We start from the raw sequence: 23,784 nt of genomic DNA on the forward strand, positions 1-23,784 counted from the left end.
TAATGGACAAAATTATCGAGTCGATTAAAAGTTTATTTACTAACCCTGACTTTGTTCCAATCATGTTATTCCTATTAGCTTTTGTAATATTTACCTTTAAATTCTGGGGAATCTCTCTATCACGAGGGATTTCCCGAATTACTGGTCAAGCTAGGACTGGATTGGAACGTATCGATAGTCAGAAGTTACGTAATCAATGGCAATTGGAGCGTATCGGGGTACAACAAAACAAGTATTACCGAGTGTATAGTTTAATGTTATCTGGAGTAATCGAATCATATGGGTTGCGAAATATGACAGTCTTTAAGTTCAATGTACTGTTTGCAATGGTTGGCGTAATTGCAACCGCAGCATCTATCTGGTTCACTGAAAACATTGTATTGGCTCTGATGATCGCATTACCTACTGTCGCTGCTATTTTCGCGGCTATTGTAGCTGGATCTAAATCTCGAGTTCGGGCATTGAATTTGAATGTTATGACATTCCTGGATAACGTCTGTCCTTTAATGCCGAAAGGCTTGATTTCGGCTTTTGAAGATTCTATTAATGTTGCACATCCAAGTATTAGACCGCATATCCAAACAACGCTTAATAAAATTAAGGTTCAGGGTGTTCCGGTTCGGGTAGCAATGACAGAATTAGCGGAAAAACTCGGAATCACTTTTACTGACTTCGCTCAGAAAGCAATTATTTTTGAAGAAGATCAACAAGAAGGTGCCGCTGAGAGTTTCATGGATATTACCGAGGTTAATAAATCAACTCGGATTAATATGATTAACAATGAAAAGTTGTTCTCTAAGGTTAATACGGATATGTATGGTCGAGTTGGCGTCATTGCTTTCGTATGTCTCTTGGCTAATTTTTACGGTATGACTTCTGAGTTTATGAGAACTACTTTCCTTGGACAATTAACTAACTCATTGACAATCTTTTGTTGCATTCTAATTTTCGTGGTTTCGCAGTTAATGCAAGTTGGCATGGATTTGTCGAAAGAATTAAGAAGAGGAGATAGAGTATGAACGATATTGTCTCCATTTTATTGATTGCGGTTATTGCTGCGGGTGTAGGTTGGTTCGCTTATGATCTACTTGCCCGTTTGTTCCGAATTGTTCGACCTAAGAAATCAAAACATGGTTCAATGTCTTCCCACGTTAAAGAGGAATCAACTGGTAGTGACTTCCAAGGACTTTACAAAATGTTCCGTAAGTATACTCCTAAAGATTTCAAAATTAATGATGCTGACCGGGAACGGTTGGAAGAAGAACTTATTCGTCTAGGTCGTACTGAAACTGCAATTGACATCAAAATTTCGCAATTTGTATTATTCGGTATTTTCTCCCTCATATCCCTCATTATCTGCTTAATCTTCGGTATCTTTGGTCTCCTTGGTTTCGCGTTTGCAATCTACGCTTACCACTATCCTGTAATTGATATTCGTACAAGAATCTCAAAAATGAACGCAGCTGTTGAAGCTGAGTTTCCCGATTTTTATCGGTCCGCATATTTTGCCTACCGTAAACGTATTAATGTCCCTCTTATAAACGTTGTCCGTAACGGAATTAAATCCTCATCTCCTGAATTTGCGCAAGAACTTTCAATCCTCGCTAGTAATATTGTGAGCCTTGGAGAAATTGAAGCACTTCGTCGTTGGAAAAAGGCTCTTCCTCTACCTTATATTACACGCTTCTGTGAGTATATGGAAGCACGCCTCAATGGTGAGAATAACCTCTCTGTATTGGAAGGATTTAAGACGGAATTGGACAATGCTCGGGAAATGGCAAGACAGGTTGAACGTAATCGTTTAGAAACTCGACTGGTAGCTGTAAACGGAATTACACTGGTACCGTTCTTCATGATTGCACTCGTTTATCTATTAGCACAGATTCAAGGATCAGGATTTATGGAAACTTTCTCTGGAAAGTAGCCAATAATTCATAAATATAACTGGAGGTAACATTCGCATGAAGAAACTTATTATGTGGGCAGCTTTGATCGCAGTTGCGGCTATCGGTATTGGTATCGTAGTTGCAAACGGTTCTGAGTGGGCTGACGCAATCTTTAAACAAACCGTCACTGACGATGGTAGTGCTATCAAGAAATGGACTGGCGGCGGCAATTAATCCGTCTCCTTAGAAGAAGCCCACATTATGTAGGGCATACTCGAGTAGAACAACTACCAGTAACTACATAGCGTGGGCTTTTCTTCTTAGAAGGGAGGTACTCACGTGGGGCGATTAGCCGTCTACTTATTTAAACTAATTATTTACATTGCTGTAATCTCGGGTATGACATCGATCATTATGCTCTATCCTTATTATATGGAAGTGAAGACCGCTGCTAACATGTTCGCATTGCAATTCGCACATGACGGCTACATGGATAAGGATTTACATGATACATTGATGAGTGAGTTTGAGTCTGAAAACGGAATTTTAGGTAACTTGACTTTAGGAACTAACTCTAAAGTTGACGCTGGCCGAGACGAGCATCTGCTCCCAAGCTTTACAAATTTATCTCCTCTGTTAGTACAAACCTATAAGGTAGATAAATCAGGTAACAATAATGGAGCAATGACCCCTTTAACCTCAGTTACTGCGCAAGCTAAAATAAACTCCGCTATCGAAAACGGTAACCCACCTGATGGGTTGGAAATTACAAACCGTGATACTCCTTTTGTGGTGATGATTCGCACAAATTTTAAACTTCAAACAGTAATTATGGGACGTACTTATGTGGCACATATGCCAATCACGGTTACTACTACCGGTATCACAATTAAGCAGTATCGGTGGTGATCAGATATGGGATCCTATGTTAAAAACCTAGTTTACCTCTTGATCTTAACTCTGGCCTTTATGATATTTTTCGATGTACTTCGAGCAACTAAATTTCAGGATGAAGCTACATTTCAGACAATGTTGGCAACCGATTACGTATTAGCTAACGCACGTGACAGTGTAGCCAGTTCTACTGGTAACATTGGTAGCGATGATTATGTCATGACGCAAATTAAAGATGCATTTGATGCATTTGTTAGCAACCAATTTAATTCTGTTAAATATCGTCGTACTTGCACTGACGGTGGTAACACAGTTGAATGTGAAATGGAACTAAACACTGATGATATGCCGATTGACCAGAGATTCCGGACTAAGATGTTGGACGGTAAAATTCGAATGAAATTGGCCGTCGCATCACAGGATTATGATGGACTCACAATTTACGCTATCGGTATTTCAACAAAACGTGATCTAGTTTCAATGACAAACTTCGGTATTTACGCTAAGCCTGGCATCGATACTGACGAAAGTCAGCTACTCCGCTTAGGATTACGTTCTGACCGTATCGTTTACTTGATCTCGAGTTACTAGACTATTATGGGGAGGTGAAATTAATGTCGAGTTATAATTATGATGCAGCTACTAGACTGCCGCTTGCAGACTTCTTTTTTCACAGTGGACTTAATTTTGACAGTCGATTGATCGAAGTTGCGGAGAAAGTCTACAACGAATTTCAAAACGAATCTTATGATAACTTAACCGGGTTCTATAACGGTATTATGTTTGGCGGCGAATATGCTAATGCATACAAAAGTTATTTTGAGCGTATTCATGAACTTTACGATGTTACCGATGATGAACCCGTATTTGCTCTACCTATCGTAAAGTTGATTGCCGAGAAACAGAACGAGCACTTCGGTTACCTTATGCAACGTGTTTCTGGAGTTCAACTTTAATATTTGTTGACTCCTTAAATAATCAGAATACAAACAATACTAACAAAGGAAAGATGGGTGTTCACTGTGAAACAGCAGAAGAGTATCGGCGATAAGCTGAAGGGTGCCCTCAAGGGAACGGTCATAGCCTCGCTACTGGTCGGTTCCTTGATAGGATTCTCTGATAGTTCATTTGCGGCACAGGTACATAATGTTACTGTCAAAGTAAACGGGGTTGCTATTGTAATGCATGAAGCTCCCGCTTATATTGACCAGAAGGTTAATGTAACATTTGTTCCGCTCCGTTTCGTTTCGGAAGCTCTCGGTGCCGAAATCGATTGGTCAAGCAATAAAGCACCTATCACGGCATCTATTAAAGAGCCAGAAGAACATAAGGTGAAGGTGTTACTTGAACAGAAAAAAGCTGAAATTGACGGTAAAGTGAAAGCAATTGAAGCTGCTCCAACTTTACAATCGGGACGAACAATGGTTCCGCTTCGTGTCATCAGTGAAGGATTGGGGGCAGATGTTAAGTGGACGCCTAAGAAAGGTGGTGGCGGTACGGTGGAAATCAATACACCTTGGGAAACTCCAGATGTTCCAACAACTGGTAGTGGATCAACTACTGCTAACGGGCCGACTTGGAGTCCTCGTTCAGGGCAAAAGGAATATGGAACTATGATTTTCAAGCCGTTGACGTGGAATTCCAAAACACGCAGCTTGAGTTTCAATATTCCAAAAATGCCTGGTAAGTATCCTTTGGTCGGATTCAAACAGGGTTCTAATAAAACTGAGAAAATTGTCCTAGGCAAAGATTATAGCTTCAAAAATCTGCCTGAAGACTTCAAAATGGATGTAAGTATCTCTGGTGATGAAGCTATGACTGAGGGACTTGACAGATACACAATAATGTCTTACAGCTATGCTGTAAAAAATTATCCAGTAGATACAAACATTTCTAAAGATTCTCTTGTTGTTTTGGACCAATATAATCACGTTGTATCCCTTGATGCTGTATACAGTGCTCTGGGTATTAAAAAGTAACTAGGGGGTTCAATACATGGCTTTCAAAGCAAGACTCGGTAAAGCAATAATGAGTTTGGCACTAGTTGCAACTCTCTTTCCAGTTTTACCTACTACAGATGTATCTGCATCTAAATCGCCTAGTGTAGCAGAGGGTTGGCTTAAAAACAACTTCAATATTAAGGTTGACATAAGTAGTGAAGACAACCAAAAACTTGCTTCTATCACCAAGAAACTACAAAACGAGTATGACGTCAATTATACAAACAACTACGATTACAATGTATCGATGTCGTTCTTGGGTGTTGGTGGATGGGGAGACAGTTCATTTCACAGTAGGGAAAAAGCTAAACTCGCACAGTTTATGCGACGTGAAGCTTTCATATCTAGGTGGGTCGGGGTATTCACAAACGAATTCGCAGGTATAACTAGTACCTCCGGTGATGCTAAAGTTTTGGACATGCAAAACTTTAACATTAAGAAGAAAGCTGGCGATTCCGATTCTGTAAGTTCAGGTGCTAACATGGTACCTATCGAATCTCTATACTCGGCAGATATTATGATGCTCTTGGACCCTGCAGGATATTATTCTATCGGTGATAATACTGATAAGATGAAAAAGCGCAGCGAAAGAATTATCGAACGTTATTCTCAGGCACAGGTTTATGATGCTGACGCAGATAAACTGAGCCCTGCTGGAGTAAAAGGTACGCAAGGTATAATGGAAGTAACAAACAAAAATACGGGTGAGATTAGTAAATTCTTCCGTATGACCGATTTGGCTATTGCACTCGGTGGTATCCTCGAATCCCAAAGTAACTTTAACGGATTACCTGGTTTCTCAACTGAAGCTGGAGCCTACCGTGGTTACAACCTTTATCATATGACACCTTATCCTGAAATTATTATTCCAGAAGGTGAAGTACCTTTTGTGACTAAGACGATTGCAGGTAAGCAAGAAAAAGGTATCATTCTCGATTACAGATCCTATGGTTATAACTACCATAAGATTGATGCACGTGTCGGTGAAATGGACACAACTGAAATAGATACAATGGTAAAAAGTAACTCTGAGCGCGTACGGTCTATGTTAGACACTGACAATAACTGGACTGACAAGAAAGAAATCGTAGTCGTTCCTGGTGAGTCTAAACGCGTAGGTGGTAATTGGGTTCCCGGAAAGAACGTAGAATATGAAGGTAAACTGTTTATCAGCTTGGATCAGTTGGAAAAGTACAAGGATAAAGACGATAATATCTTCTTGGAAATTAACGATGGTTATGAGCGTCGCAGTTACGCTAAAATTGCACTCAACTATCAGGCTCCACCTCCCGCTGAAGTAAAACAACCTGAAAACTGTACACCAGCTACTTCTCCGACAGCCGCTGATGAAACACCTTATTTCAAGTATACTAAGGATACAGCTCCTGTGTACTCTGGAAGTCAGTACTTCGGTCAAGCGTTGAATACTATCACAGGTAAGTTTAAACAATTTGCTTCTCAAGGATTTACACCAAACAGTACTCAAACTGGTATTCTCCATAACTCAACTTTGAGTATCAATGGTAAATCTGCAAAGAACGATGCAATTGATGTAGGTAAAGTATGTGTGACTGAATCACACATCGGCGCTAATGGAGTTCCATTTAACGATGTAATTACACAAACTTACAGCGGCAATGTTAATGGTACAGGTGGATACAAAGCTGTCGCAAATACGTCCGAAGCAGTAGTTGGCGTCTCCAATGCAGATGGTGTTAAGTCTACGCTGAAATCTCAAAAATATTCTGCTTTGAACACAAACCCACAATTCATTGTTGATTCACTTTCCGCACAATATCAAAACAACTTCTTTAAAGGTGGATCTTATGAGAACTCTATCCTTTACAGTAAGTTATCAACTAAACAAATTGCTCCTTTCGCTAAGGATATCACTCCTCAAGACTTCTTCTATGAATTCAACGGTTTGACTTCCACACCTAGCTTCCTGAAACTTGATTATGTTGCTCAACTTTCAGGTGCTAATGTGAAGACAACTGAACAGGATATCAAACGGAACGAAGACTTGAAAGGTGTCCGTGACAGTGATTGGTATTATCGTTACTGTGTAAGATGGAGTTCAGATGGTAAAGGTAATAGTTACTGTGCTGAGTACAAATACTATTACAAAAAGTTCTTCAGTTTTGAGAAAGACGAAAGCTATTATCAGAACGATAAACTTTTGACTACTGAATATACATCTGCTGATAAACCTGCTATTAAACGTTTCTACCAAGATGGCAACGGTGATGTAGTAATCCAATTTACAGCTGAAGGTTATAATAGTGCTGGAGTTTCCGCTGATCTGTTGTATAACTACAATAGTAATAAAGCTAAGCTTCCTTCAACTATCCAAGATTTAGATAAGCCTTCAAATCCAAATGGTGGATACTGGCGTAAGCTTGTATTTGATGGATTTGATTCAGCTATTAGCTCCAATTATAAAGTTGGAGGTTCCCAACCATTCATTCAAAGTTTGGGAAGTGCAAGTAAAAGTGGTAACGGACTTCAGAAATTGTCTGTGACCGATCTTAAACTTCCATCCGGAGTTACTAAGGATGATAAGAATAACCGAATCGTTATTCCGAAGGATAAGGTACAGGAATGGTTCAAGTTGAATGAAACTTTGAACTTGGGCAGTGTTAAAAACGCACACAAAACTGGTTCTGCTGTCGCTCGTTACGAAGCTTCTAAGTATACAACTACTGATAAAGCTGGATATAACGACTTGGATAGTGCCGCTAAAACTTTGACATTGTATGTGGCTGACCAATACGGACGTTTCGACTGGTTGACATTGAACTACATGCCAAACGGTAGCAAAGACGGTAATAAATCTCCAGATTTCGTTTATCATCAAGGTAACGACTATAACGAAGGTCCGGGATCATTTACACATACCGATCCTAACGGTAATGGTAACAACCTGAACTATGGTCATAACACCGCAGTACAAATTGATGTTACACGTCCTGATTTCATGAGTAACAATAAGCCTTCATTGTTGGCTGTTTGGGAAAATGATAATGAATCTATCCGTTATGGATATGGTACAAACTTGGCCGCTGTAGCCGCTCTGGATTACCTGCCATTCAAGTTTAAAACAAGTAGCATGAGCAAGTTGTATAACAATGGACCTGCTTATAGTTCACCTGTTAAGTCTGACGGCTCGTTATCACGGACAAACAACTTGAAAGTTGATGCTTGGAATGCAAACTACAAACGTTTTGATCCAGTTAAATGGTTGGCTTCGGGTACATTTACAAAAATCGGAGTTCAATCTAACAGTTATTATAAAGACTTCCCACAAGTAATTCGAGCAGGTCGCGGTGTCTTCTTTGAAAGCCAGATCACAATCCGAGCAGTATTGGAAGGTGAGACTGAAACTGAGAATGTCACAGCAATGAAAAACTTTGTTGGGGATATCTTTAATAATTACAAGTTGACTGGTGAGAAAGATGCAACGTTGATGAGTTCTAACCGTACTTATCGGAACTTGAATAACAACGTTTCTGGTGAAGCCGCTGGTGGTACTTCCGCTAAGTTTAACGGAACTTATGGTAGCATGAAACTGGAATACAGTGGTAGTGGTACAGTAAGTAACGCAGTCGCTAATAGCGGGTACACTAGTACTAAGGTTAATGCTTATGAGGACGCTAACGGTAAGAAACAAATCGTACGCACAGTGTTCACTATTAAGCTTCCTGTAAGATTGGCTTCGGCTACTGGTAAGTTCGGTGGTCAAACATCATCTAAGAATAACGCTGTCACTGGTCGTCAATTCCTGATTCATCCGAATACACAAGACGGAGTTTACACACTACGTACTGAAGGTTCGGGTAACTTGGCAAAACTCGGATTGACTGGTAAGATTAACTTCTTCTCAGCTCTCGATCCGCTGATTGTTTACGGTTCTATCTTCGATAACTATGAAGAGTCTCAATCTACAGTTGAGATTAAACCATCGACACCAAGTTCTGGAGGTAACGGTTCAACTCCTCCAAAAGCAACTGATCCAAACACGGGAAAAGAAATTACTCTTCCTGATTTGTCTGACCTCTTGAATTAAATGTACAACTTCCCACCTAGCGCCAGTTAGGTGGGATTAAAACTATAAAAATTCCGAAAGGAAGTGTAGACATGGCAGAGCCGCAGAAAACAACAAGTACGCCAACACTTCCCACATCACCCACAACTTCCAAAAAACTCCGCATATTCTCTATTGACCGTGTAAAAATGAAATGTTTCTTGACAGGTAAATTATGTTCTCCAGTTTTGCTGTGTGAATATACTGAAGATGGACAAAAACCACGTAAAGGTTATGTTGATCCTGAGTACGCATTAGAATCAGACTTACTTAACGACGCTGATAAAAAGAAAGTTAGTCAGCTGGTTTCGGCAAATAAACGTAACTTCCAAACAATGAGTACTAGTGAACATCGAGTTTACATTACTCAAGGTACTGCTGAAAATGAAAGTATTACTGAATTATCTCGATGGGAAGCTTCTGATGCTTATAGGTTTCCGGAATTATCAAATGAGCGCGCACGAAACTGGATGACAAGTGTCGGTAAGGGCGCAGTTAGTGGTATCAGTGGTCCGATCAAGGACTACATCGCTAACTATGGTAATTCCCGAGAAGTTCTCAGAATTTTACGTGAGATCAGCTATGCGTATAAATTTAACGATGCTGTCCGGATGTATATCAGTGGACGCTTGAGACCTTGGAGTGCTGAGGAAAAGCTCAAAGCGCAGAGTATCGCTAATTCATATATCTGGATGAAAGATTTAAATTGTGGTAATCTCCTTAAAGAAATCCTTAATAACTCGAAAGTAAATTTGGACTTGGAGTTAACCGAAGCTAAAGACCAGATTGTAAGATTCCTTTCTTCAGTTATCGGACCATGGACAGTTGAAATAGAGGAAGGCACCAACGAAGATAATAAAATTACATTGAAAATTACTAAGTAAATTACTCCGCTCCGGCGGAGTTTTTTCTTGCTTATATCTCATAAAACATTTACATTTAGGGACAACATATTATTTTATTTTAACTACGATTAGTCTGAATCATTATGGGATAGATAAGAAAATGATAATCAGTTGAAGGGGAGTATATTACATGACAGTGAAAATCTACGCTGGCGTTGATACAGGTAGTACCATGGTTCGCGGAACATTGGTTTCCGAAGAACAGGAAATGGTCGGGGAATACAGTAACTATGTTGGTACATTGGATCTGAAGGATAACCAAGATCCGAAGAAGAAGGTAAGCGAAGATGCTCCCTTCGTCGATACGCTATTATTGAAAATCAGCATTACTCACAAACAAAAAGTACAAAATGACGTGGCAAACAAGCTACTCACTGAAATTAACGATAAAACTTGGTTGGCAGGTAATATTGCAAAGAATATTTCTGCTAACGCTGTGCAGTTGAAACCTAATGTGCGTAAATCTATTCAGGTTGAAACTTACATTAACGCTTTGTCTTCGCTTGTATGCATGATGAAAGAATCTGATTTGCGTGAAGTTAATGCACATCTGCGGTTGTTGCTTCCTCCAACTGAATTCTTGGAAGACAATGCAACTAAAATTGTAAAATCAACTTTGGAAAATTCCTTGATCCGTATCGAAAATAAAATCACCGACGAAGTATTCACGATCAACTTGACTACTGTTGACCTGCGTTCTGAAGGACAAGCAGCTATGGCTTATGCATTGGTCGATGAAAACGGTGTACCAACTAAATTGGCTGAGCAAGTTCAAGGTTCAAACTTCATCTTGTTCGATGGTGGTGAAAATACCTTCGACGTAATCCGGTTGGAAAACGGTAAAGTTATCGGTGGTAAAATTAAAACTTTGGCTCACGGTTCCAAATATACTATGAGTCACCTCGGTGGTCTGATCGAGAACCAGTACAAGTTCCGTCCTAGCTTGGAGGAATTGCGTACTATCTTTGATAGTGGTCGTCTGCGCATTGGGGCTAACACTGTTGATGTACAATCTCTGATCTCATCAGCTAACCGTGAATATGTAAACATGTGGTATAGCGAGTTTGATAACTACCTGATTACTAACGGTTTGAACTTGCAGTCTATTGCAGGATTCATCTTCGTTGGCGGAGCATCTAAAAAATCAGGCGAAGCTACCACCTCTATGGGCGACGCATTTAAAGCTGTTGTCTCTCAAATTGTGGAAGGAATTCCGGTTTACACTCCTAAAGATCCACGTCGTGCTAATATCCTCGGTCTGCAAAATCAATTGAGAATGCTTCGTGATCGGGAATTTGCAGCATGAGTGAATTCCGTACAATGATTGAACTTAAGCTGACGGGACTCCCGTTAGCTTACGTTCAAGAACGTGCCTTGCGTGGGGAATTATCCGAGTACTTAACTCGACTAGTAACTAGAGACCTTGAATTCCTACATAAATTTGATGGTAGTCAGGGACAGATCTTTAATTCTGGTACTGGTTCAGAAGTTAGTAATAATATTCCTATAGTTGACCCTAGCATGGTACAAGCTTTTATGCAGATGATGCAATCGGGTGGCTTCGTTCAGCAGACAACTGAAGCTGCGCCGACTACGGAAACAGCAGTTTCGGAAGTAACCTCTGAAACTAGCGAACTGGGACCGATGGTCGAATCAAAAGGTACTGAAGAAACTGGTACTAAGCCAAAACGGCAAATTAAGCGTCTAAATGCTGCAGCTATGTCGATACTCAATGGTATGGACGATTAACTATATTTTATAAGGGCAGGGGTTGAAAAGCACCTGCCTATTATTTTTGCCGGAGTTGTTATTTAATGTCTAAAAATTTAAATCAAGCATTCGCTTTAAAATTTACCTCAGAATTTACTGTATTTTTATCGCTTGTAACTGCTTTTGGTGGAGACCTTTTCCGCTCGTTATTATTCCTATCGGCTAGTTATATCTTTCGAATGATATTCATTTATATAGAGGAACGTCACCTTAAACAGTCTAAGACTAAAGGAGACAACTAGATGGACGACAAGTTTTTTCGCTTAATTTATTGGGTAGCTCTTCTCAATTTTTTAGCATGTATTTATGTGTCGGTCAAAAATGGCAACCTTTGGTCCGCTGGTTTATGGATATTTTTAGGTATCTTATGCATCGGAATTTACTGTTGGAACGAACGCCGTAAGAAAAAACGAAAGGTGGATAAAAATGACTAAGACTTTTGCTGTTATCGATGGAATGAGTATCATGGTACCTTATGGGATGTATCGCGGTTTGGACTTGACTGCTGAACTTAATGGTGAAACTATTAACACAACAATGGCGTTTAACTTTATGCGTTTCGTTGTGAAGTTGCTAAATTCCGGAGAAATTCCAATTATTTGTTTGGACTCATGGTCTAACCAACGTAAAGAGCAGACTCAATCTTATAAAGCTAATCGTCCTTCATTAAAGTCTAATATTCCAAATTTTACTGAACAGGTTGATTTGGTATATCAGGCATTGACTTCATCTAATTTCAATGTCCTCCGTCAAGAAGGATTTGAAGCGGATGATTTGGTACTAGCTACCGCTGATCAGTTGAGAACTGAGGGTCACGTTAAGATGTATACGTGTGACACGGATTTGATGCAGGGTGTACGTGAAAATGTTAGTTGGGTACGCGGTCATAATCATAAGAAGTATGAATTCAATGAAATCACTCGGGATAATTATCACGAAGCAATTGGACTTCCTTATAATACAATCGCACTTTATAAGGCAACTGTTGGTGATACTGCCGATAAGATTCCAGGAATCAAAGGTTTCGGTGGGGCTGCATTCGAAAAATGGGTCTGGCAGATGGATGATGACGGTGTCGACTTCTCTGAGATTCGTGCTAACAACCTTGAACGGGAATTGTTGGAGAAGTACTTTACTGGAACCAAGCTGGAACAAGCGCTCGATTCTCTCAAGGTAGTCCTCCCTCTTGAAACTACAGTTTCCTTTGATTTTGACCTTCCTATTAACAAGGCAACTCTTGCATGGTGGGCAGAAAAATATGCAATGAATTCTATTGTCAAAATGTTGGCTTAGTCTGATAAAAAATTAAGGGTAGTGGATCGTATATTTCCACTACCCTTCTTTTATAGATGCAACTATGATTAATTTAATGACCTCGCGTTAATATTCAATCTAGTCTTATATAATTACACTAATACCTGAGCAAAAAAACTTATAACTAAGCTGATATTTTAGTGTCTAATCGAAAATTATTGGGTCGGCACCTTGTCGTGAACAGTTGGTGAATGTAAGAAAGAAAAAGAATAATGAAAAGTTGATGATTGAAAGACTTTCATTTTTCTCTAGAGTATCTCGTATAAGTGTTAGGGATACGGTCAATGATGGTTGTATGAAGGTTAATTGATTTAAAGGTTTTTAAGTAAGGTTGCACAGTGAGTTCTCTGGAACGTCTCAAAAACTTGTAATAATCTCCTTGCACCATGAGTAATCATCCGATATAATAAGGATAGTTAAAGGAGAGCAAGTTAACAAGTACATAAAGACAGCAGGAACTTGCTTCAACATAAAAAAATTAAAACTTTCCTTGGGAGGAATTTCTAATGGCTGAACAAAACGCACGTTTGAAACAAAGAAAATCTGGAGCAGGCGCTCCTGACGCAGGTGCAAAAAGCACAACTAAATCTTCGAGCAAAACTCGTTTCGCTCAAACGGATGTAGATAAAGCAAAACGTGAAATCGTCGCTTCTATCGGTAATCACTTCGCTCGTAAAAAAGGCAAAGGTAACACTTACTTCTCTAACCCAGGTGTTATCGGTTATGTAATCCGCAACGTTGAAACTGATGAGAAAAAAGCAGTTAGCCGCCGTGAAGCAGTTAACCTGTCCGCTCGTCAAGCTAGCCTCTTCAAAGAAGGTAATAGCGATGCAGTATTGTTCTTCCGTAACGCTGTTCACGAAATGTCCGAAAGCGATGCGAAAGAAAAAGTGGAACTTCCAGATGGTACTATTCAACAACGTACTCAAGTTGGTGAAGATGGTCAACCAATCAAGAAAGTTTCCCTTCGTCTGCGTGGTATCAACGGTCTGAGCCTGTTGAACGAAAAAATGGTTGCTGACGGTCGTGCGATTCCTAAAAACGATCACTACACTTCTCAAGAGTATGCTCAAAAAGCATTCTCCATGTACCAAGAAATCTTGGAAGGTAAAATCCCTGCTACTGAAGAGTTGCTGAACGCAATGAAAGAAGCGCAAACAACTACTCGTACTGGTAACGGCGGTTCGAAAAATGCTTCCAAAAACATCCTGGATGAATTGGATAACTTCATGGCTAAAGCAGCTGGACAACTGCAAGACGTTGAACTGGTTGAAATCTAAGCCATTAACGCAGCATATACAAAAGACCACAGAAATGTGGTCTTTTTTTGTTGCCGAAATTTAACGATGCAATTAAGAGAAAGAGGATAAATATAAGGGAAAGAGGTGATTAATCATAGAATATTTTATAAATCCTGAAACTATCATAATATACTATAGGAATATACATGGTGAGATAATAGACGGTATTAGTGAGGTAGTTGTTGGCGAGAAATACGTTGGATCGTTGGAACTTATCGAAATCACTGAAGAAGAGTACAATAAACTACATTTTTACGTAGGCAACGACCTGTTCTCTGATTACAGTACGTACGCTGAGCAATTGATCAAAAATTACAGATAAGCATGGAGGTTTAATTATGTCTGAGAAAAACGATATATTTGTCATCAAACTAGGACCCTTATTCCTAACAAGTAATTCAGCAAAACCTTGGTCACACGATCCAAACGAAGCAGCTAACATGACTTTCGACGTAGCTCAATCTTATATATCTGGCAGTGGTGAGGTTATAACTGTAAACCCGCTAGAGCAGGTAACTTACACGGTGAGATTCGAAAGTTATGGTCGCATAATACTTACCGATCTTGTCACACATGATATCGCAGAAGCAATATGCCAGGCATCAGATTACCCGAGCCTAGACGTAAGTATCCAAGTAGCAGATGTATATTTAACTCAAGAGGGTTTCAGCAATACATCGAAGTACTGGAGATAACCCATTCAGCTAAACGGAGGTTTACCTAATGTATATTGACGGCGATGAGCAGTTAAAAGACGAATCGAGACTAAATCTCTTCAGACAATATTCTGATCGGGCGCACTTCTCGATAAGGGGTGCAATTGTACGTGGTTATGATCCCAATGAAACTATTAAAGCTAGTGACATTTTAGGATACATTTACAGTGGAAAAGATAGCGATCGATTAGTAATACGTCCATCCTACGATGTTATTTCAGCGATTAAGGAACACGAAGATATTGCTGTACTTGGAAATAACCCGCATGATATCGCATTAACTACCAATGCATATGTGGGGCTCATTTCTGAGAATGGCTCCGAGTGGTTTACTCTGCGACCAATACATCCAGAAAATGTATTACTAGAATATATTTACGATATCCATCCTGAATATAACGTACATAACACTGACGAGTATTCAATGTACGCACGTCAACTTGCTAAGGAGTTCTTATCGAGGAACGATATCATTATTCCGCGGAATATGAAGAACATCTTGCACGATTACGGGTATTAAAATAACTGAAATTGATCGCTAATAACTGAAGGCTATCAAGTAAATGCAGTAACATTAATTAAGGAGGGTTAACTTGAGAGATAAACGAAAAAGTTTTACTAAATCAGCATGGTACTCGACTATATCCCTTGGTGTTCAATTGACACCTGTCGGTGGGCACTATGCTGCTAACACTCCGGGTATTGTACTTCGCAATACAGAAACTAATTTTTACTTCGCGATATCCGATGAAGAAGCTATAAATTTCACTATGGCCCAACTTTCACTATTCAATAATGGTGTTTCCGACTGCCAGGATTATTTCTCCAAAGTTACTATTAAGGAGAGAAAAGACGGAGGATATAAGCTATTCCCATCAAATGGTACCGGTTACTTGCTGTTCACATCCAAGAACATGTTTGATCCTTGGCCTTATAATAACGAGGAAGATTACAACAATAACATCGAGAGTGCTAAGCTTGCTATATCAAACTTCGAGGCTATCTCGAATGGGACTATTAATATAAGCACAGAACTCTATAATATACTGATAGCTAACGGAGTACCACTAACTCAACCTAGTGTTTACGATATCAGTGACTTACTTGCTTATGCTTAGTATACTAACTTCAAGAGGTGATAAAAGTGACTGAAGAAACGAAATCAGCTATTGATATTCTATCTGACCACATTGTAAAGATGAATATTTACGGTGAGGTAGCGCGAGTTTATTGGATCAACAATAACAACGATCTGGTCTACCGATCTGTCATGAGGCCTCCAGATTATTATGAGACTACTGAAGACTTGATCGAGAACAATGTCAAAGCTTACATTGGCTTCCAGTACATCAAGGATAGTTGGCAGGCTGTTGAACATTACGCTTGGCATCATATAGAGGAAGCTATACTAGCAGGTAGTGTTCCATATCAAGTAAAGTAGTTCAATATAAATCGCAATATTTATATGGTGAGTAAAGATAGATGTGTTAACTTTTAAAAGCTCGGAATCTCCGGGCTTTTTAATTTGATTAAAACTATAAGGACGCGAAATAAGTACATTTAGTGGAGTAAATTTGTGATTAATTTACTTAGGAGAATTTGGGTGTATACCAACTAAAATGGAGGTTTCCGCATGAATCTAGATTGGATTGTTACATATTCAGACGACAACCGTTCTTACGAAGACGCTTATGGTAGTATGCAGCTCGCTGAGGAATATGCAGAGGAAGCTAAAGAACGCGGGTATAAAGATGTTAAATGGAAATACCGACATTCCGGCAAAGTATTAACATGGGGCAACGGTAAGGAATGGGGCGAAATTGAACATCCCGATCTTGGATTTGTTATGACCTACTGGAAAAAGGGAACTCCTTGTTACGATACCTACACCGCTCCAATTGTGGACGATTACGGAGATATTACATGTGAACGCTTTTGTCAAGATGAAGCTGAGTGGGTTGATACAATCTCCCTTGGTCCACATGCAGATGGCGTAGTTGTTAATTTCGGATAGTTATCAATTATCTACTTCTATTTGAGGTCTAATTCATGAATTATATAGGTGATAAATTACCTAATATAATTTGTACTGGAGGAAAAGACAAAATGGAACCAATTCATTTATATTTTGATGAAGAACAGAAATCTGGAGTACGACTTGACGATGTCGGAGAATCTATCCAAGTTTCATTGTACGATTGGCACATTATCGGATTTCACATTAATTATGGCAATTATAAATCCGCAAGCGACGCATTGTATAGAGCGTACGATATGTACAAAAAATATGCGGATGTTGTAGGATTCCCTGGAATTTACGACTACATTCACAACACATTGTTGCACATTGATGGTCGAATTGAGAGACCCTATACCCTTATCGAAAGTCATTTGCAATCCTTTACTGTGAAGGATGAAGTATCGCGTATTTTTGTAATAGATGCACATGGCAAACACTATTGGTACCAGTTAACTGGGGAATATAATCCAATCGGAATTAATTTATCACATCAAGGTTTGAGCACATATGCCGAATATATTTACACTGAAAATGGGTGGCAAATGGGAGTATACTCTAACCCTGAACTTATTGAGAAAGCAATGAAATCGGGTACCATTTTTGAGTATCTCGATGTTCAGAGGGATTAATTAATGTCGACATTAAATTTAGCACTTAACGATAACGATGATAATTCCGGTATTTCTATCGATTATGAGGACAGTGTTTACAAACTACGCGCCTACGATTTTAACGTAATAGGTGTAAAACTCAGTTATATTACCTATGCAGAAGCTGAAAAGGCCGCGTATAAAACATATGAACTATTCAATAAATATCGTGATGTTGTAGGACATACCATTATTTTCAACTACATCCAAAATGTACTGTTGTATGATTCCGGAAGACTTAATCGTTATCCTACGCTTGTTGAGAATCACTTACAGGCTCATGCCCAGAATGAGCTTCCTCACATTTACGCGATCGACAATAAAGGTAGATGTTATTGGTATTATCTTACCAGCAGTCATCCAGCTGTTAGCAATAGTCTAATGAGTCAGGCACTTGTTGCTTACGTTGAATATGTGTATACTGAAAACGGTTGGCTTATGGGTGAGTATTTTAACCCGAAAAAGATTGAAGAAGTTATGCAATCAGGTGCTATTTTCGAGTATCTAGGCGAGTAACAGTTAAACTAATTTACGGAGGTACTTTTAATGAATGCAGCTTTGGAACTAAAATATCGTCCAAAAGACCTAAATGAAGTCGTAGGTAACGGACGACTCAAGCGATCATTTGCTAAAATGGCGGGGGATAACACACTTCCTCAGCAGGTTTTGTTATCGGGACCTCCGGGAACAGGTAAAACAACTACGGCACGGATTTTAAGCAAACTGCTATTCTGTGAGAATTTGCAGGATGGTGGTATTGCTTGCCGTGAATGTCCTAACTGTAAAGAAATTGAGAAATCTATTCAAAATGATGGTAAGAATCCTAAACTACCGATCAATGAGTACGATATGTCTTCTCACGGACGAATTGATGATGTCAAACAAATTGTCGCTTTAATGAGACAGAAAACAATGTTTGCAGGTAACAAACGCGTATTTATTTTGGATGAATGTCAACGTATCTCTCCCGAAGCACAGGCTTCACTACTTAAAATTTGTGAAGAACCTATCAAAGGACTTTACATTTTTATTTGTACAACTGACCCAGAAGATCTTCTCCCGGCGATTAAAACTCGTTTCCGTGAGTATCAAGTCCAAAAACCGAAAGCTGTTGAACTTTCCGATCATCTCGAAATGATTTGTAATAAGGAAAGTATCATTTACGATAAAAAAGCTTTATCTACAATTGTTAAGTATGCTAACCGTGGACCGCGTGAAGCGGTAGTAAAGTTGGATACCTTCATGAAAGAAGGGAATGTCACTCATAGTTATGTTCTGGATGCGCTTCTCATCAAAAGCGCAGATAGTTATATCGATTATTTTGAGCAGCTTGATGGTGATGCGTTCATGGCGCTCCAGTTTCTCAACGTAATCGAAAAGAAATATGATATGGAACCTGAAGAGTTTTTAAACGGACTACCTAAGTTCCTTTCAGATATCATGAAGATAAAGGCAGGCGTTAGTCTCGACGATTATACCGAACAGGAAACTACACGTATTAAGAAATTCCTGAAATCATACACACTCGCTGAGGTGGCCAGTCTTATTAACAATCTCTTCAGTGTCATGAAAGTCAGAACTAACGCTGAGTATCTCCTGATGGTATTTACGCTCAAGGCTAAACATGCAACTATTTTTGAAGCTGCATCTGCTGAAGAAATGAAGAAGAAAACTGCTGAAGAAATGGCAATATCTTCACGTAACTTCGCTTCAGTCTCTGATATGTTGCGCGATGAACAGTATAACGCAAATGACAAAGAAATCACTGATGACGAGATTGCCGCAATGTTTGAAGGTAACTTCGTATCTGATAAATAAACAACTGGGGTGACTGAGAATTATGGAAAATATTACTGAGGTACAGGCTAGCGACTCCGCTAGCTTCAGCTACTATCCTGCAATTAGGGATCATAGCTATTTTAAAGCTTCACTCTATCGCTCGGGATTCTCACGGGAAATTGCGATTAAAATTTACAATGTTGTAATGCGTGAGATTCGCACGAGTATCTTGCTTGGATATCGTGTTGATCTTAATCCACTTATCGATTTTACACCTTTCCTCAAACTTGAAGGGGAACATTATATTCCACATGTACGGGCTACACTGCACCAGGCCGTACAGCATCCTGAGAAAATCTTCTATGCTAAATCTCACGATAGTCTCATTGAAGTCGATCCTGACTGGTCACCTGAAGCTTCGGTTGATTTAAAGACAACTAGTGCTGTTGCTGATGGTACTACTGAAGTCGACTACAGTTTCTTGGGAATTAGTGATGTGGTTGAGAATTCCGGTAATGCTAAAAAAGCTGCACGGATTGAAGCGCAGAAAATTGTTGACGGTGTAATTTATCATCCAGCTGTACGGGATCACAAATACTTTAAATCTGCACTTTACCGAGCAGGACTTACAAAAGAGCAATCAAGCCGAGCATATAATCTGATTATGCGTGATATTCGAAATAGTATTCAGGATGGATATCAGGTACGACTTGACTACTTGGTAGACTTTGTCCCATATCCTCGACGTAAACCCTCTGGATTCCTTCCTTCTGTTAAAGCTGATATTCACTCCAGCGTCCGCAGTACGCGTACAATTCGTTATTCCATTTCCGTTGCTAAAACTACAATCTTCGATCCCGATTGGGAATAGTCATTAATTAATATGATTAAGAAGTTAAAAACGCGCTGGCAATTGATGATATTGGCGATTGCGTTACTCGTTGTTGTCGGAACCTTTTTAGGGATATACAATTTCATATTCTCTTCCAACTTCGATGAGAACGCAGTAATTGACAGTAAACCAGATTTTGATGTCAGCGATACAGGTATCACTTTTACAGACTCGGAAGGTAAAAAGGAAACAGTCTTTCCATCTGATCGGGACCAAACCCTGGATGATGACGGATTAGGTCATTATAAGGTGGATAGTAAAGGTAACAAAGAGCGAATATTACCTGAAACTCCCGCTTCAGAAGTCCCTAACGATTTACGAGAACAAATCAAAGATAGCATGGGTTGGAAATAAATTAAAGGGACGCTAATTATAATTATGCGTTCCTTTTTTGATCGTTTTAATTAAGTAGTGTTGAAAGATAGGAAAATAATACCTGATAATGGAGGTAAAGTTGACTGTGGAAAACACTACGTTCATTGAAAAATATTTCGGTATTGGTGATATGGGACCATTCCAGTTTATCGTGGGTGGGATCATCATTACCGCTGTAGTATTGTTGCCCTTAGTACAGTATTATGGTTGAGTTAAACACACTCAATATGTGGAGGTCGGTATAATGAAACTATTTATCAAAAATAATTTTGGTGAAGGATGGGAAGCAGTTTTCTATCTAACAGTTTTTGTGGGTACTCCGATTGGACTCGCCTTGACTGTGGCAGAAATTTGTTCGCAATTCATTTAATTACATATGTATTAATCGAGAGGAACGGGAAAATTTATGAATAAACTTAAAAATTATTTCGACAAAATTAAAAATACAAAGGCATTTACCTTTATATTTTTGGCACTGATACTGGCAATTTTTATGATGCCTACATCGCAATATATTTCAAATCAGGAGACACGTAGAGAACTTTCTACGGTCAGTGAGAAGGCAGCAATTTACGAAAAGCAGATCGAGCAATATAAAGCTGAAATTACTGAAAAAGAAGCCCAAATATCTAAACAGGTACAGTCTCTTGCTGAACTCAGTACTCAGGTAGACGCATTGAAAAAGCAATCTGAACTTATCGGATCTAAACTTGAGAAACTAGCTAAACTTACCAAATAAACTTAAGGGGATGTCGGAATGTTACATAAATTACTTAACCGAAAGTACGATAATATTATTGATAAGGGTGCAATGATTTTAGGTAACGTTGCATTTCGATCTCCAGCACTGGTTAAAGGTTTTATCGAAGGTAATATCGATAGTTCCGACATCCTGGCAGTTGGTAAGAATGGTCATTGCATCAGAGTTCGAAGTACAGCTGATGTTGAGGTATCTGGGACGGTAGATAAAGGTATCATCACTACTGGGACAGTGAAAATCACTAAAACTGGTAGAGTCTACGGTGATGTAGAGTGCAGCGAACTTATCATCGAACCTGGAGGTATTTTACAAGGAATGTCGAAGATCCGTAAAAAATTAAGTGATACTGCTGTAGCTAATCCGGTAAACGCTTAAAATTATACAATCCCCACTTATGCTGTCACATTAAACGATGTAGCAGAAAATAAGTGGGTATTTTTATGTGCCCGAGAAAGAGGTAATGCATGTTATTTTCGGATTTAGATCGTACGCTAATTTACTCTAAGGTCTTCTACTCAGACTTCGATGGTGCAATGGTGCCTGTAGAAACCAAAGAAGGTAAATTTACTTCACATACTACATCTGGCGCTCTGATAAAGCTGATTTCATTTAGGGAAGCTTTCTTTTTAGTTCCAGTAACTGCACGAACACTTGAACAGGCGCTACGTGTACATTTCATTCGGGATCAGTTTCCTGAATTTATGGTATGTGAGTCAGGCAAAGAAATTTACATTAATGGGGAACTCGATACTGTTTGGGAATCTCATTTACGCAGTCAGCTTGAAATCTCACGTAGATCTCGTGAACATGCATATAATCATATTAGTCAAGAATTCTCGTCTTATTTCGGATGCAACTTCTACCCTATTAATGAGAGTATGATTATGACTAAAATTGAGAACTTAAACCATTATCATGAAGGTTATGTCAAATCAATGATTCCATTTGCAGATTCACTGGGATGTGACTTAATCTTGCAGGAAAAGAAATTATATCTATTTCCTAAAGAAATTACTAAAGGGAATGCTGTTAAGTATCTTATTGAGAGGGAATCACCTAGACTGAGTGTTAGTTCTGGTGATGCGCAAATGGACTATTCTATGTTCAGTTCTACTACTCATCACATTGCGCCGATGCACCACACAATAACTGGCGACATTAAAGTTACAACAGGGCGTAGAAGTTTAGATGCGGCAGAGGATATTATTGATTATGCGTACCAGATTTTAGCATACAATTAAAATTATATCTAACTATAAATAGTCTGGTACATTATGTAGTAGTAAAGGATAATAAGAATTTAGGGGGAATACCTTATTGGCAGGACAAACATATACTTGTTTTGACTGTATCAATAGTCACAATGTCCCTGGGTTTCGTGGATCTTTATATGAACCTCCCTATGAACCTGAATCTCTCTGCCAAAAAGACGTTATAAACATCGGTGATGATGATTATAATGCTATGTCGGAAGACGGGGACTATAATCGAATTGCACGTAAATGCGATTCATTTTCTCCTCGGATTCTCGGTAAGTGTCATATTTGCACAAAAGACATAGGAGAACCAGTCTGGAGTTGGCAGTTGTGGGGGAATACATATCACGGAGATTCATTCCCAGTATGTAGTGAGACGTGTAAGAACGAAGCGAAGGAAATTTACCTGCGCGATCGTGATTTATCTTGTGATTATTAAATTTTAATAAGTAAAGGGGTATTTTAATGTCAGTTACAGGGCTCGAACTTAGTCACTTATTCCATAAACATCCAGGAAATATTACGGTTAAAACTCATGGTATGCCTGTATTCAACGATTACCGCTACGATACTCAACTCTCTGATGACGCAAACGAAGTACTTTTGGCAATTGAAGGTGAGCATGATTTCGTTTTCAACGCACGTTTGATTGATAACATTATCGAATGGGATAACGGTTTCGAATTCAAATACGACGGCAAAGTACATCAATTTTACTGGGGTGAAATTGTACCTGTACGGGGATTCGAATTGTTGAATGATGATGCAGTTATGCCTGTACGTAAGACAAAATACGCACTGGCTCATGATCTCTATAGTACTGAAGAAGTTACTGTAGAACCGGGAAAGGTATTCTTGGTACCTACTGGTATCACTTGCTATATGCCACCATCTGAAGGTTTGGATATATTACTCCGCAGCGGGACGACAATGGAATATCAAATTATTCTTGCAAACCACATCGGACTTATTGATCCGGACTACTACGGACGTGAGATCAAACTGATGATTCGTAATATCAGCAATGAACCTATCGTTCTGCCTAAAGGTTCACGTTTGTGTCAAGCACGTTTTACTCAGGCATTAGCTGTTGATGACGATGAAGTCACTGAAACATTGCGCACTGGTGGATTCCACAGTACTGGGTCAAACTAAATGACAAAGTTAAGGTATGCAACTACA

General features: G+C 39.2%; 28 protein-coding genes. All 28 read left to right on the top strand.

Going from position 1 to position 23,784, the window contains the following annotated elements; genetic code table 11:
- Window positions 1–2: 2 nt before the first annotated feature.
- The 28 genes from ABGV42_RS01690 (at window position 3) to ABGV42_RS01825 (ending at window position 23,757) form a co-directional block, all read left to right on the top strand.
- Window positions 3–1,019, top strand: coding sequence for a hypothetical protein (locus ABGV42_RS01690; protein ID WP_347380092.1), 1,017 nt, complete (start codon window positions 3–5; stop codon window positions 1,017–1,019).
- On the top strand, window positions 1,016–1,924 hold the full coding sequence (locus ABGV42_RS01695) for a hypothetical protein (protein WP_347380093.1): 909 nt from the start codon (window positions 1,016–1,018) through the stop codon (window positions 1,922–1,924). The genes ABGV42_RS01690 and ABGV42_RS01695 overlap by 4 nt, the downstream gene beginning before the upstream one ends.
- 37 nt (window positions 1,925–1,961) lie before the next feature.
- Entirely contained in the window at window positions 1,962–2,120 is a 159-nt protein-coding gene (locus ABGV42_RS01700; RefSeq protein ID WP_347380094.1) for a hypothetical protein, read from the top strand.
- Between the two features lie 105 nt (window positions 2,121–2,225).
- Window positions 2,226–2,795 (top strand): hypothetical protein, encoded by a 570-nt coding sequence (locus ABGV42_RS01705; RefSeq protein WP_347380095.1) that lies wholly within the window; start codon window positions 2,226–2,228, stop codon window positions 2,793–2,795.
- Between the two features lie 6 nt (window positions 2,796–2,801).
- Complete coding sequence (locus ABGV42_RS01710) at window positions 2,802–3,371, top strand: hypothetical protein (protein ID WP_347380096.1); 570 nt, start codon at window positions 2,802–2,804, stop codon at window positions 3,369–3,371.
- 23 nt (window positions 3,372–3,394) lie between these two features.
- A complete protein-coding gene (locus ABGV42_RS01715) occupies window positions 3,395–3,736 on the top strand; it encodes a hypothetical protein (RefSeq protein WP_347380097.1) in 342 nt (113 codons plus the stop codon).
- 66 nt (window positions 3,737–3,802) lie between these two features.
- Window positions 3,803–4,759 (top strand): copper amine oxidase N-terminal domain-containing protein, encoded by a 957-nt coding sequence (locus tag ABGV42_RS01720; protein ID WP_347380098.1) that lies wholly within the window; start codon window positions 3,803–3,805, stop codon window positions 4,757–4,759.
- Window positions 4,760–4,775: 16 nt separating this feature from the next.
- Window positions 4,776–8,846: a hypothetical protein gene (locus ABGV42_RS01725; protein WP_347380099.1), complete on the top strand. Its 4,071-nt coding sequence runs from the start codon at window positions 4,776–4,778 to the stop codon at window positions 8,844–8,846.
- Between the two features lie 71 nt (window positions 8,847–8,917).
- Window positions 8,918–9,748: a hypothetical protein gene (locus ABGV42_RS01730; RefSeq protein ID WP_347380100.1), complete on the top strand. Its 831-nt coding sequence runs from the start codon at window positions 8,918–8,920 to the stop codon at window positions 9,746–9,748.
- A gap of 151 nt (window positions 9,749–9,899) precedes the next feature.
- Window positions 9,900–11,075, top strand: a complete 1,176-nt coding sequence (locus ABGV42_RS01735; RefSeq protein ID WP_347380101.1) for a hypothetical protein — start codon at window positions 9,900–9,902, stop codon at window positions 11,073–11,075.
- Window positions 11,072–11,518, top strand: a complete 447-nt coding sequence (locus tag ABGV42_RS01740; RefSeq protein ID WP_347380102.1) for a hypothetical protein — start codon at window positions 11,072–11,074, stop codon at window positions 11,516–11,518. Before ABGV42_RS01735 ends, ABGV42_RS01740 begins: the two co-directional genes overlap by 4 nt.
- A gap of 447 nt (window positions 11,519–11,965) precedes the next feature.
- A complete protein-coding gene (locus tag ABGV42_RS01745; RefSeq protein WP_347380103.1) occupies window positions 11,966–12,832 on the top strand; it encodes a hypothetical protein in 867 nt (288 codons plus the stop codon).
- A 527-nt stretch (window positions 12,833–13,359) separates the two neighbouring features.
- On the top strand, window positions 13,360–14,133 hold the full coding sequence (locus tag ABGV42_RS01750) for a hypothetical protein (protein ID WP_347380104.1): 774 nt from the start codon (window positions 13,360–13,362) through the stop codon (window positions 14,131–14,133).
- Window positions 14,134–14,492: 359 nt separating this feature from the next.
- On the top strand, window positions 14,493–14,849 hold the full coding sequence (locus tag ABGV42_RS01755) for a hypothetical protein (RefSeq protein ID WP_347380105.1): 357 nt from the start codon (window positions 14,493–14,495) through the stop codon (window positions 14,847–14,849).
- A 28-nt stretch (window positions 14,850–14,877) separates the two neighbouring features.
- Window positions 14,878–15,390, top strand: a complete 513-nt coding sequence (locus ABGV42_RS01760) for a hypothetical protein (RefSeq protein WP_347380106.1) — start codon at window positions 14,878–14,880, stop codon at window positions 15,388–15,390.
- Between the two features lie 73 nt (window positions 15,391–15,463).
- Window positions 15,464–15,988, top strand: coding sequence for a hypothetical protein (locus ABGV42_RS01765; protein WP_347380107.1), 525 nt, complete (start codon window positions 15,464–15,466; stop codon window positions 15,986–15,988).
- A 26-nt stretch (window positions 15,989–16,014) separates the two neighbouring features.
- The gene (locus ABGV42_RS01770) at window positions 16,015–16,311 is read left to right on the top strand and encodes a hypothetical protein (protein ID WP_347380108.1); all 297 of its coding nucleotides are present in this window, start codon (window positions 16,015–16,017) and stop codon (window positions 16,309–16,311) included.
- 192 nt (window positions 16,312–16,503) lie between these two features.
- The gene (locus ABGV42_RS01775) at window positions 16,504–16,884 is read left to right on the top strand and encodes a hypothetical protein (protein ID WP_347380109.1); all 381 of its coding nucleotides are present in this window, start codon (window positions 16,504–16,506) and stop codon (window positions 16,882–16,884) included.
- A 92-nt stretch (window positions 16,885–16,976) separates the two neighbouring features.
- Complete coding sequence (locus ABGV42_RS01780) at window positions 16,977–17,519, top strand: hypothetical protein (protein WP_347380110.1); 543 nt, start codon at window positions 16,977–16,979, stop codon at window positions 17,517–17,519.
- 3 nt (window positions 17,520–17,522) lie between these two features.
- Complete coding sequence (locus tag ABGV42_RS01785; RefSeq protein ID WP_347380111.1) at window positions 17,523–18,056, top strand: hypothetical protein; 534 nt, start codon at window positions 17,523–17,525, stop codon at window positions 18,054–18,056.
- Between the two features lie 30 nt (window positions 18,057–18,086).
- Window positions 18,087–19,358 (top strand): ATP-binding protein, encoded by a 1,272-nt coding sequence (locus ABGV42_RS01790; protein WP_347380112.1) that lies wholly within the window; start codon window positions 18,087–18,089, stop codon window positions 19,356–19,358.
- A gap of 22 nt (window positions 19,359–19,380) precedes the next feature.
- Window positions 19,381–20,190 carry a hypothetical protein gene (locus ABGV42_RS01795; protein WP_347380113.1) on the top strand — a complete coding sequence of 270 codons (810 nt, stop codon included), beginning with the start codon at window positions 19,381–19,383 and terminating at the stop codon, window positions 20,188–20,190.
- A gap of 12 nt (window positions 20,191–20,202) precedes the next feature.
- Window positions 20,203–20,565 carry a hypothetical protein gene (locus ABGV42_RS01800; protein ID WP_347380114.1) on the top strand — a complete coding sequence of 121 codons (363 nt, stop codon included), beginning with the start codon at window positions 20,203–20,205 and terminating at the stop codon, window positions 20,563–20,565.
- A gap of 265 nt (window positions 20,566–20,830) precedes the next feature.
- Window positions 20,831–20,956 carry a hypothetical protein gene (locus tag ABGV42_RS01805; RefSeq protein WP_347380115.1) on the top strand — a complete coding sequence of 42 codons (126 nt, stop codon included), beginning with the start codon at window positions 20,831–20,833 and terminating at the stop codon, window positions 20,954–20,956.
- A 36-nt stretch (window positions 20,957–20,992) separates the two neighbouring features.
- A complete protein-coding gene (locus ABGV42_RS01810) occupies window positions 20,993–21,325 on the top strand; it encodes a hypothetical protein (RefSeq protein WP_347380116.1) in 333 nt (110 codons plus the stop codon).
- An 18-nt stretch (window positions 21,326–21,343) separates the two neighbouring features.
- A complete protein-coding gene (locus ABGV42_RS01815) occupies window positions 21,344–21,721 on the top strand; it encodes a bactofilin family protein (RefSeq protein ID WP_347380117.1) in 378 nt (125 codons plus the stop codon).
- Between the two features lie 89 nt (window positions 21,722–21,810).
- Complete coding sequence (locus ABGV42_RS01820) at window positions 21,811–22,587, top strand: hypothetical protein (RefSeq protein WP_347380118.1); 777 nt, start codon at window positions 21,811–21,813, stop codon at window positions 22,585–22,587.
- 480 nt (window positions 22,588–23,067) lie between these two features.
- Complete coding sequence (locus ABGV42_RS01825) at window positions 23,068–23,757, top strand: dCTP deaminase domain-containing protein (protein ID WP_347380119.1); 690 nt, start codon at window positions 23,068–23,070, stop codon at window positions 23,755–23,757.
- The last annotated feature ends 27 nt before the right edge of the window (window positions 23,758–23,784 follow it).

Origin of the sequence: Paenibacillus pabuli (genome assembly GCF_039831995.1) — a bacterium.
GTDB classification, from domain to species: Bacteria; Bacillota; Bacilli; order Paenibacillales; family Paenibacillaceae; genus Paenibacillus; species Paenibacillus pabuli_C.

What these genes read in the sequence shown, in the direction of transcription:
- ABGV42_RS01690 (WP_347380092.1), top strand. Translation starts at nt 3, where the DNA reads ATGGACAAAATTATCGAGTCGATTAAAAGTTTATTTACTAACCCTGAC.
- ABGV42_RS01695 (WP_347380093.1), top strand. Translation starts at nt 1,016, where the DNA reads ATGAACGATATTGTCTCCATTTTATTGATTGCGGTTATTGCTGCGGGT.
- ABGV42_RS01700 (WP_347380094.1), top strand. Translation starts at nt 1,962, where the DNA reads ATGAAGAAACTTATTATGTGGGCAGCTTTGATCGCAGTTGCGGCTATC.
- ABGV42_RS01710 (WP_347380096.1), top strand. Translation starts at nt 2,802, where the DNA reads ATGGGATCCTATGTTAAAAACCTAGTTTACCTCTTGATCTTAACTCTG.
- ABGV42_RS01715 (WP_347380097.1), top strand. Translation starts at nt 3,395, where the DNA reads ATGTCGAGTTATAATTATGATGCAGCTACTAGACTGCCGCTTGCAGAC.
- ABGV42_RS01725 (WP_347380099.1), top strand. Translation starts at nt 4,776, where the DNA reads ATGGCTTTCAAAGCAAGACTCGGTAAAGCAATAATGAGTTTGGCACTA.
- ABGV42_RS01730 (WP_347380100.1), top strand. Translation starts at nt 8,918, where the DNA reads ATGGCAGAGCCGCAGAAAACAACAAGTACGCCAACACTTCCCACATCA.
- ABGV42_RS01735 (WP_347380101.1), top strand. Translation starts at nt 9,900, where the DNA reads ATGACAGTGAAAATCTACGCTGGCGTTGATACAGGTAGTACCATGGTT.
- ABGV42_RS01740 (WP_347380102.1), top strand. Translation starts at nt 11,072, where the DNA reads ATGAGTGAATTCCGTACAATGATTGAACTTAAGCTGACGGGACTCCCG.
- ABGV42_RS01745 (WP_347380103.1), top strand. Translation starts at nt 11,966, where the DNA reads ATGACTAAGACTTTTGCTGTTATCGATGGAATGAGTATCATGGTACCT.
- ABGV42_RS01750 (WP_347380104.1), top strand. Translation starts at nt 13,360, where the DNA reads ATGGCTGAACAAAACGCACGTTTGAAACAAAGAAAATCTGGAGCAGGC.
- ABGV42_RS01755 (WP_347380105.1), top strand. Translation starts at nt 14,493, where the DNA reads ATGTCTGAGAAAAACGATATATTTGTCATCAAACTAGGACCCTTATTC.
- ABGV42_RS01760 (WP_347380106.1), top strand. Translation starts at nt 14,878, where the DNA reads ATGTATATTGACGGCGATGAGCAGTTAAAAGACGAATCGAGACTAAAT.
- ABGV42_RS01775 (WP_347380109.1), top strand. Translation starts at nt 16,504, where the DNA reads ATGAATCTAGATTGGATTGTTACATATTCAGACGACAACCGTTCTTAC.
- ABGV42_RS01780 (WP_347380110.1), top strand. Translation starts at nt 16,977, where the DNA reads ATGGAACCAATTCATTTATATTTTGATGAAGAACAGAAATCTGGAGTA.
- ABGV42_RS01785 (WP_347380111.1), top strand. Translation starts at nt 17,523, where the DNA reads ATGTCGACATTAAATTTAGCACTTAACGATAACGATGATAATTCCGGT.
- ABGV42_RS01790 (WP_347380112.1), top strand. Translation starts at nt 18,087, where the DNA reads ATGAATGCAGCTTTGGAACTAAAATATCGTCCAAAAGACCTAAATGAA.
- ABGV42_RS01795 (WP_347380113.1), top strand. Translation starts at nt 19,381, where the DNA reads ATGGAAAATATTACTGAGGTACAGGCTAGCGACTCCGCTAGCTTCAGC.
- ABGV42_RS01800 (WP_347380114.1), top strand. Translation starts at nt 20,203, where the DNA reads ATGATTAAGAAGTTAAAAACGCGCTGGCAATTGATGATATTGGCGATT.
- ABGV42_RS01805 (WP_347380115.1), top strand. Translation starts at nt 20,831, where the DNA reads ATGAAACTATTTATCAAAAATAATTTTGGTGAAGGATGGGAAGCAGTT.
- ABGV42_RS01810 (WP_347380116.1), top strand. Translation starts at nt 20,993, where the DNA reads ATGAATAAACTTAAAAATTATTTCGACAAAATTAAAAATACAAAGGCA.
- ABGV42_RS01815 (WP_347380117.1), top strand. Translation starts at nt 21,344, where the DNA reads ATGTTACATAAATTACTTAACCGAAAGTACGATAATATTATTGATAAG.
- ABGV42_RS01820 (WP_347380118.1), top strand. Translation starts at nt 21,811, where the DNA reads ATGTTATTTTCGGATTTAGATCGTACGCTAATTTACTCTAAGGTCTTC.
- ABGV42_RS01825 (WP_347380119.1), top strand. Translation starts at nt 23,068, where the DNA reads ATGTCAGTTACAGGGCTCGAACTTAGTCACTTATTCCATAAACATCCA.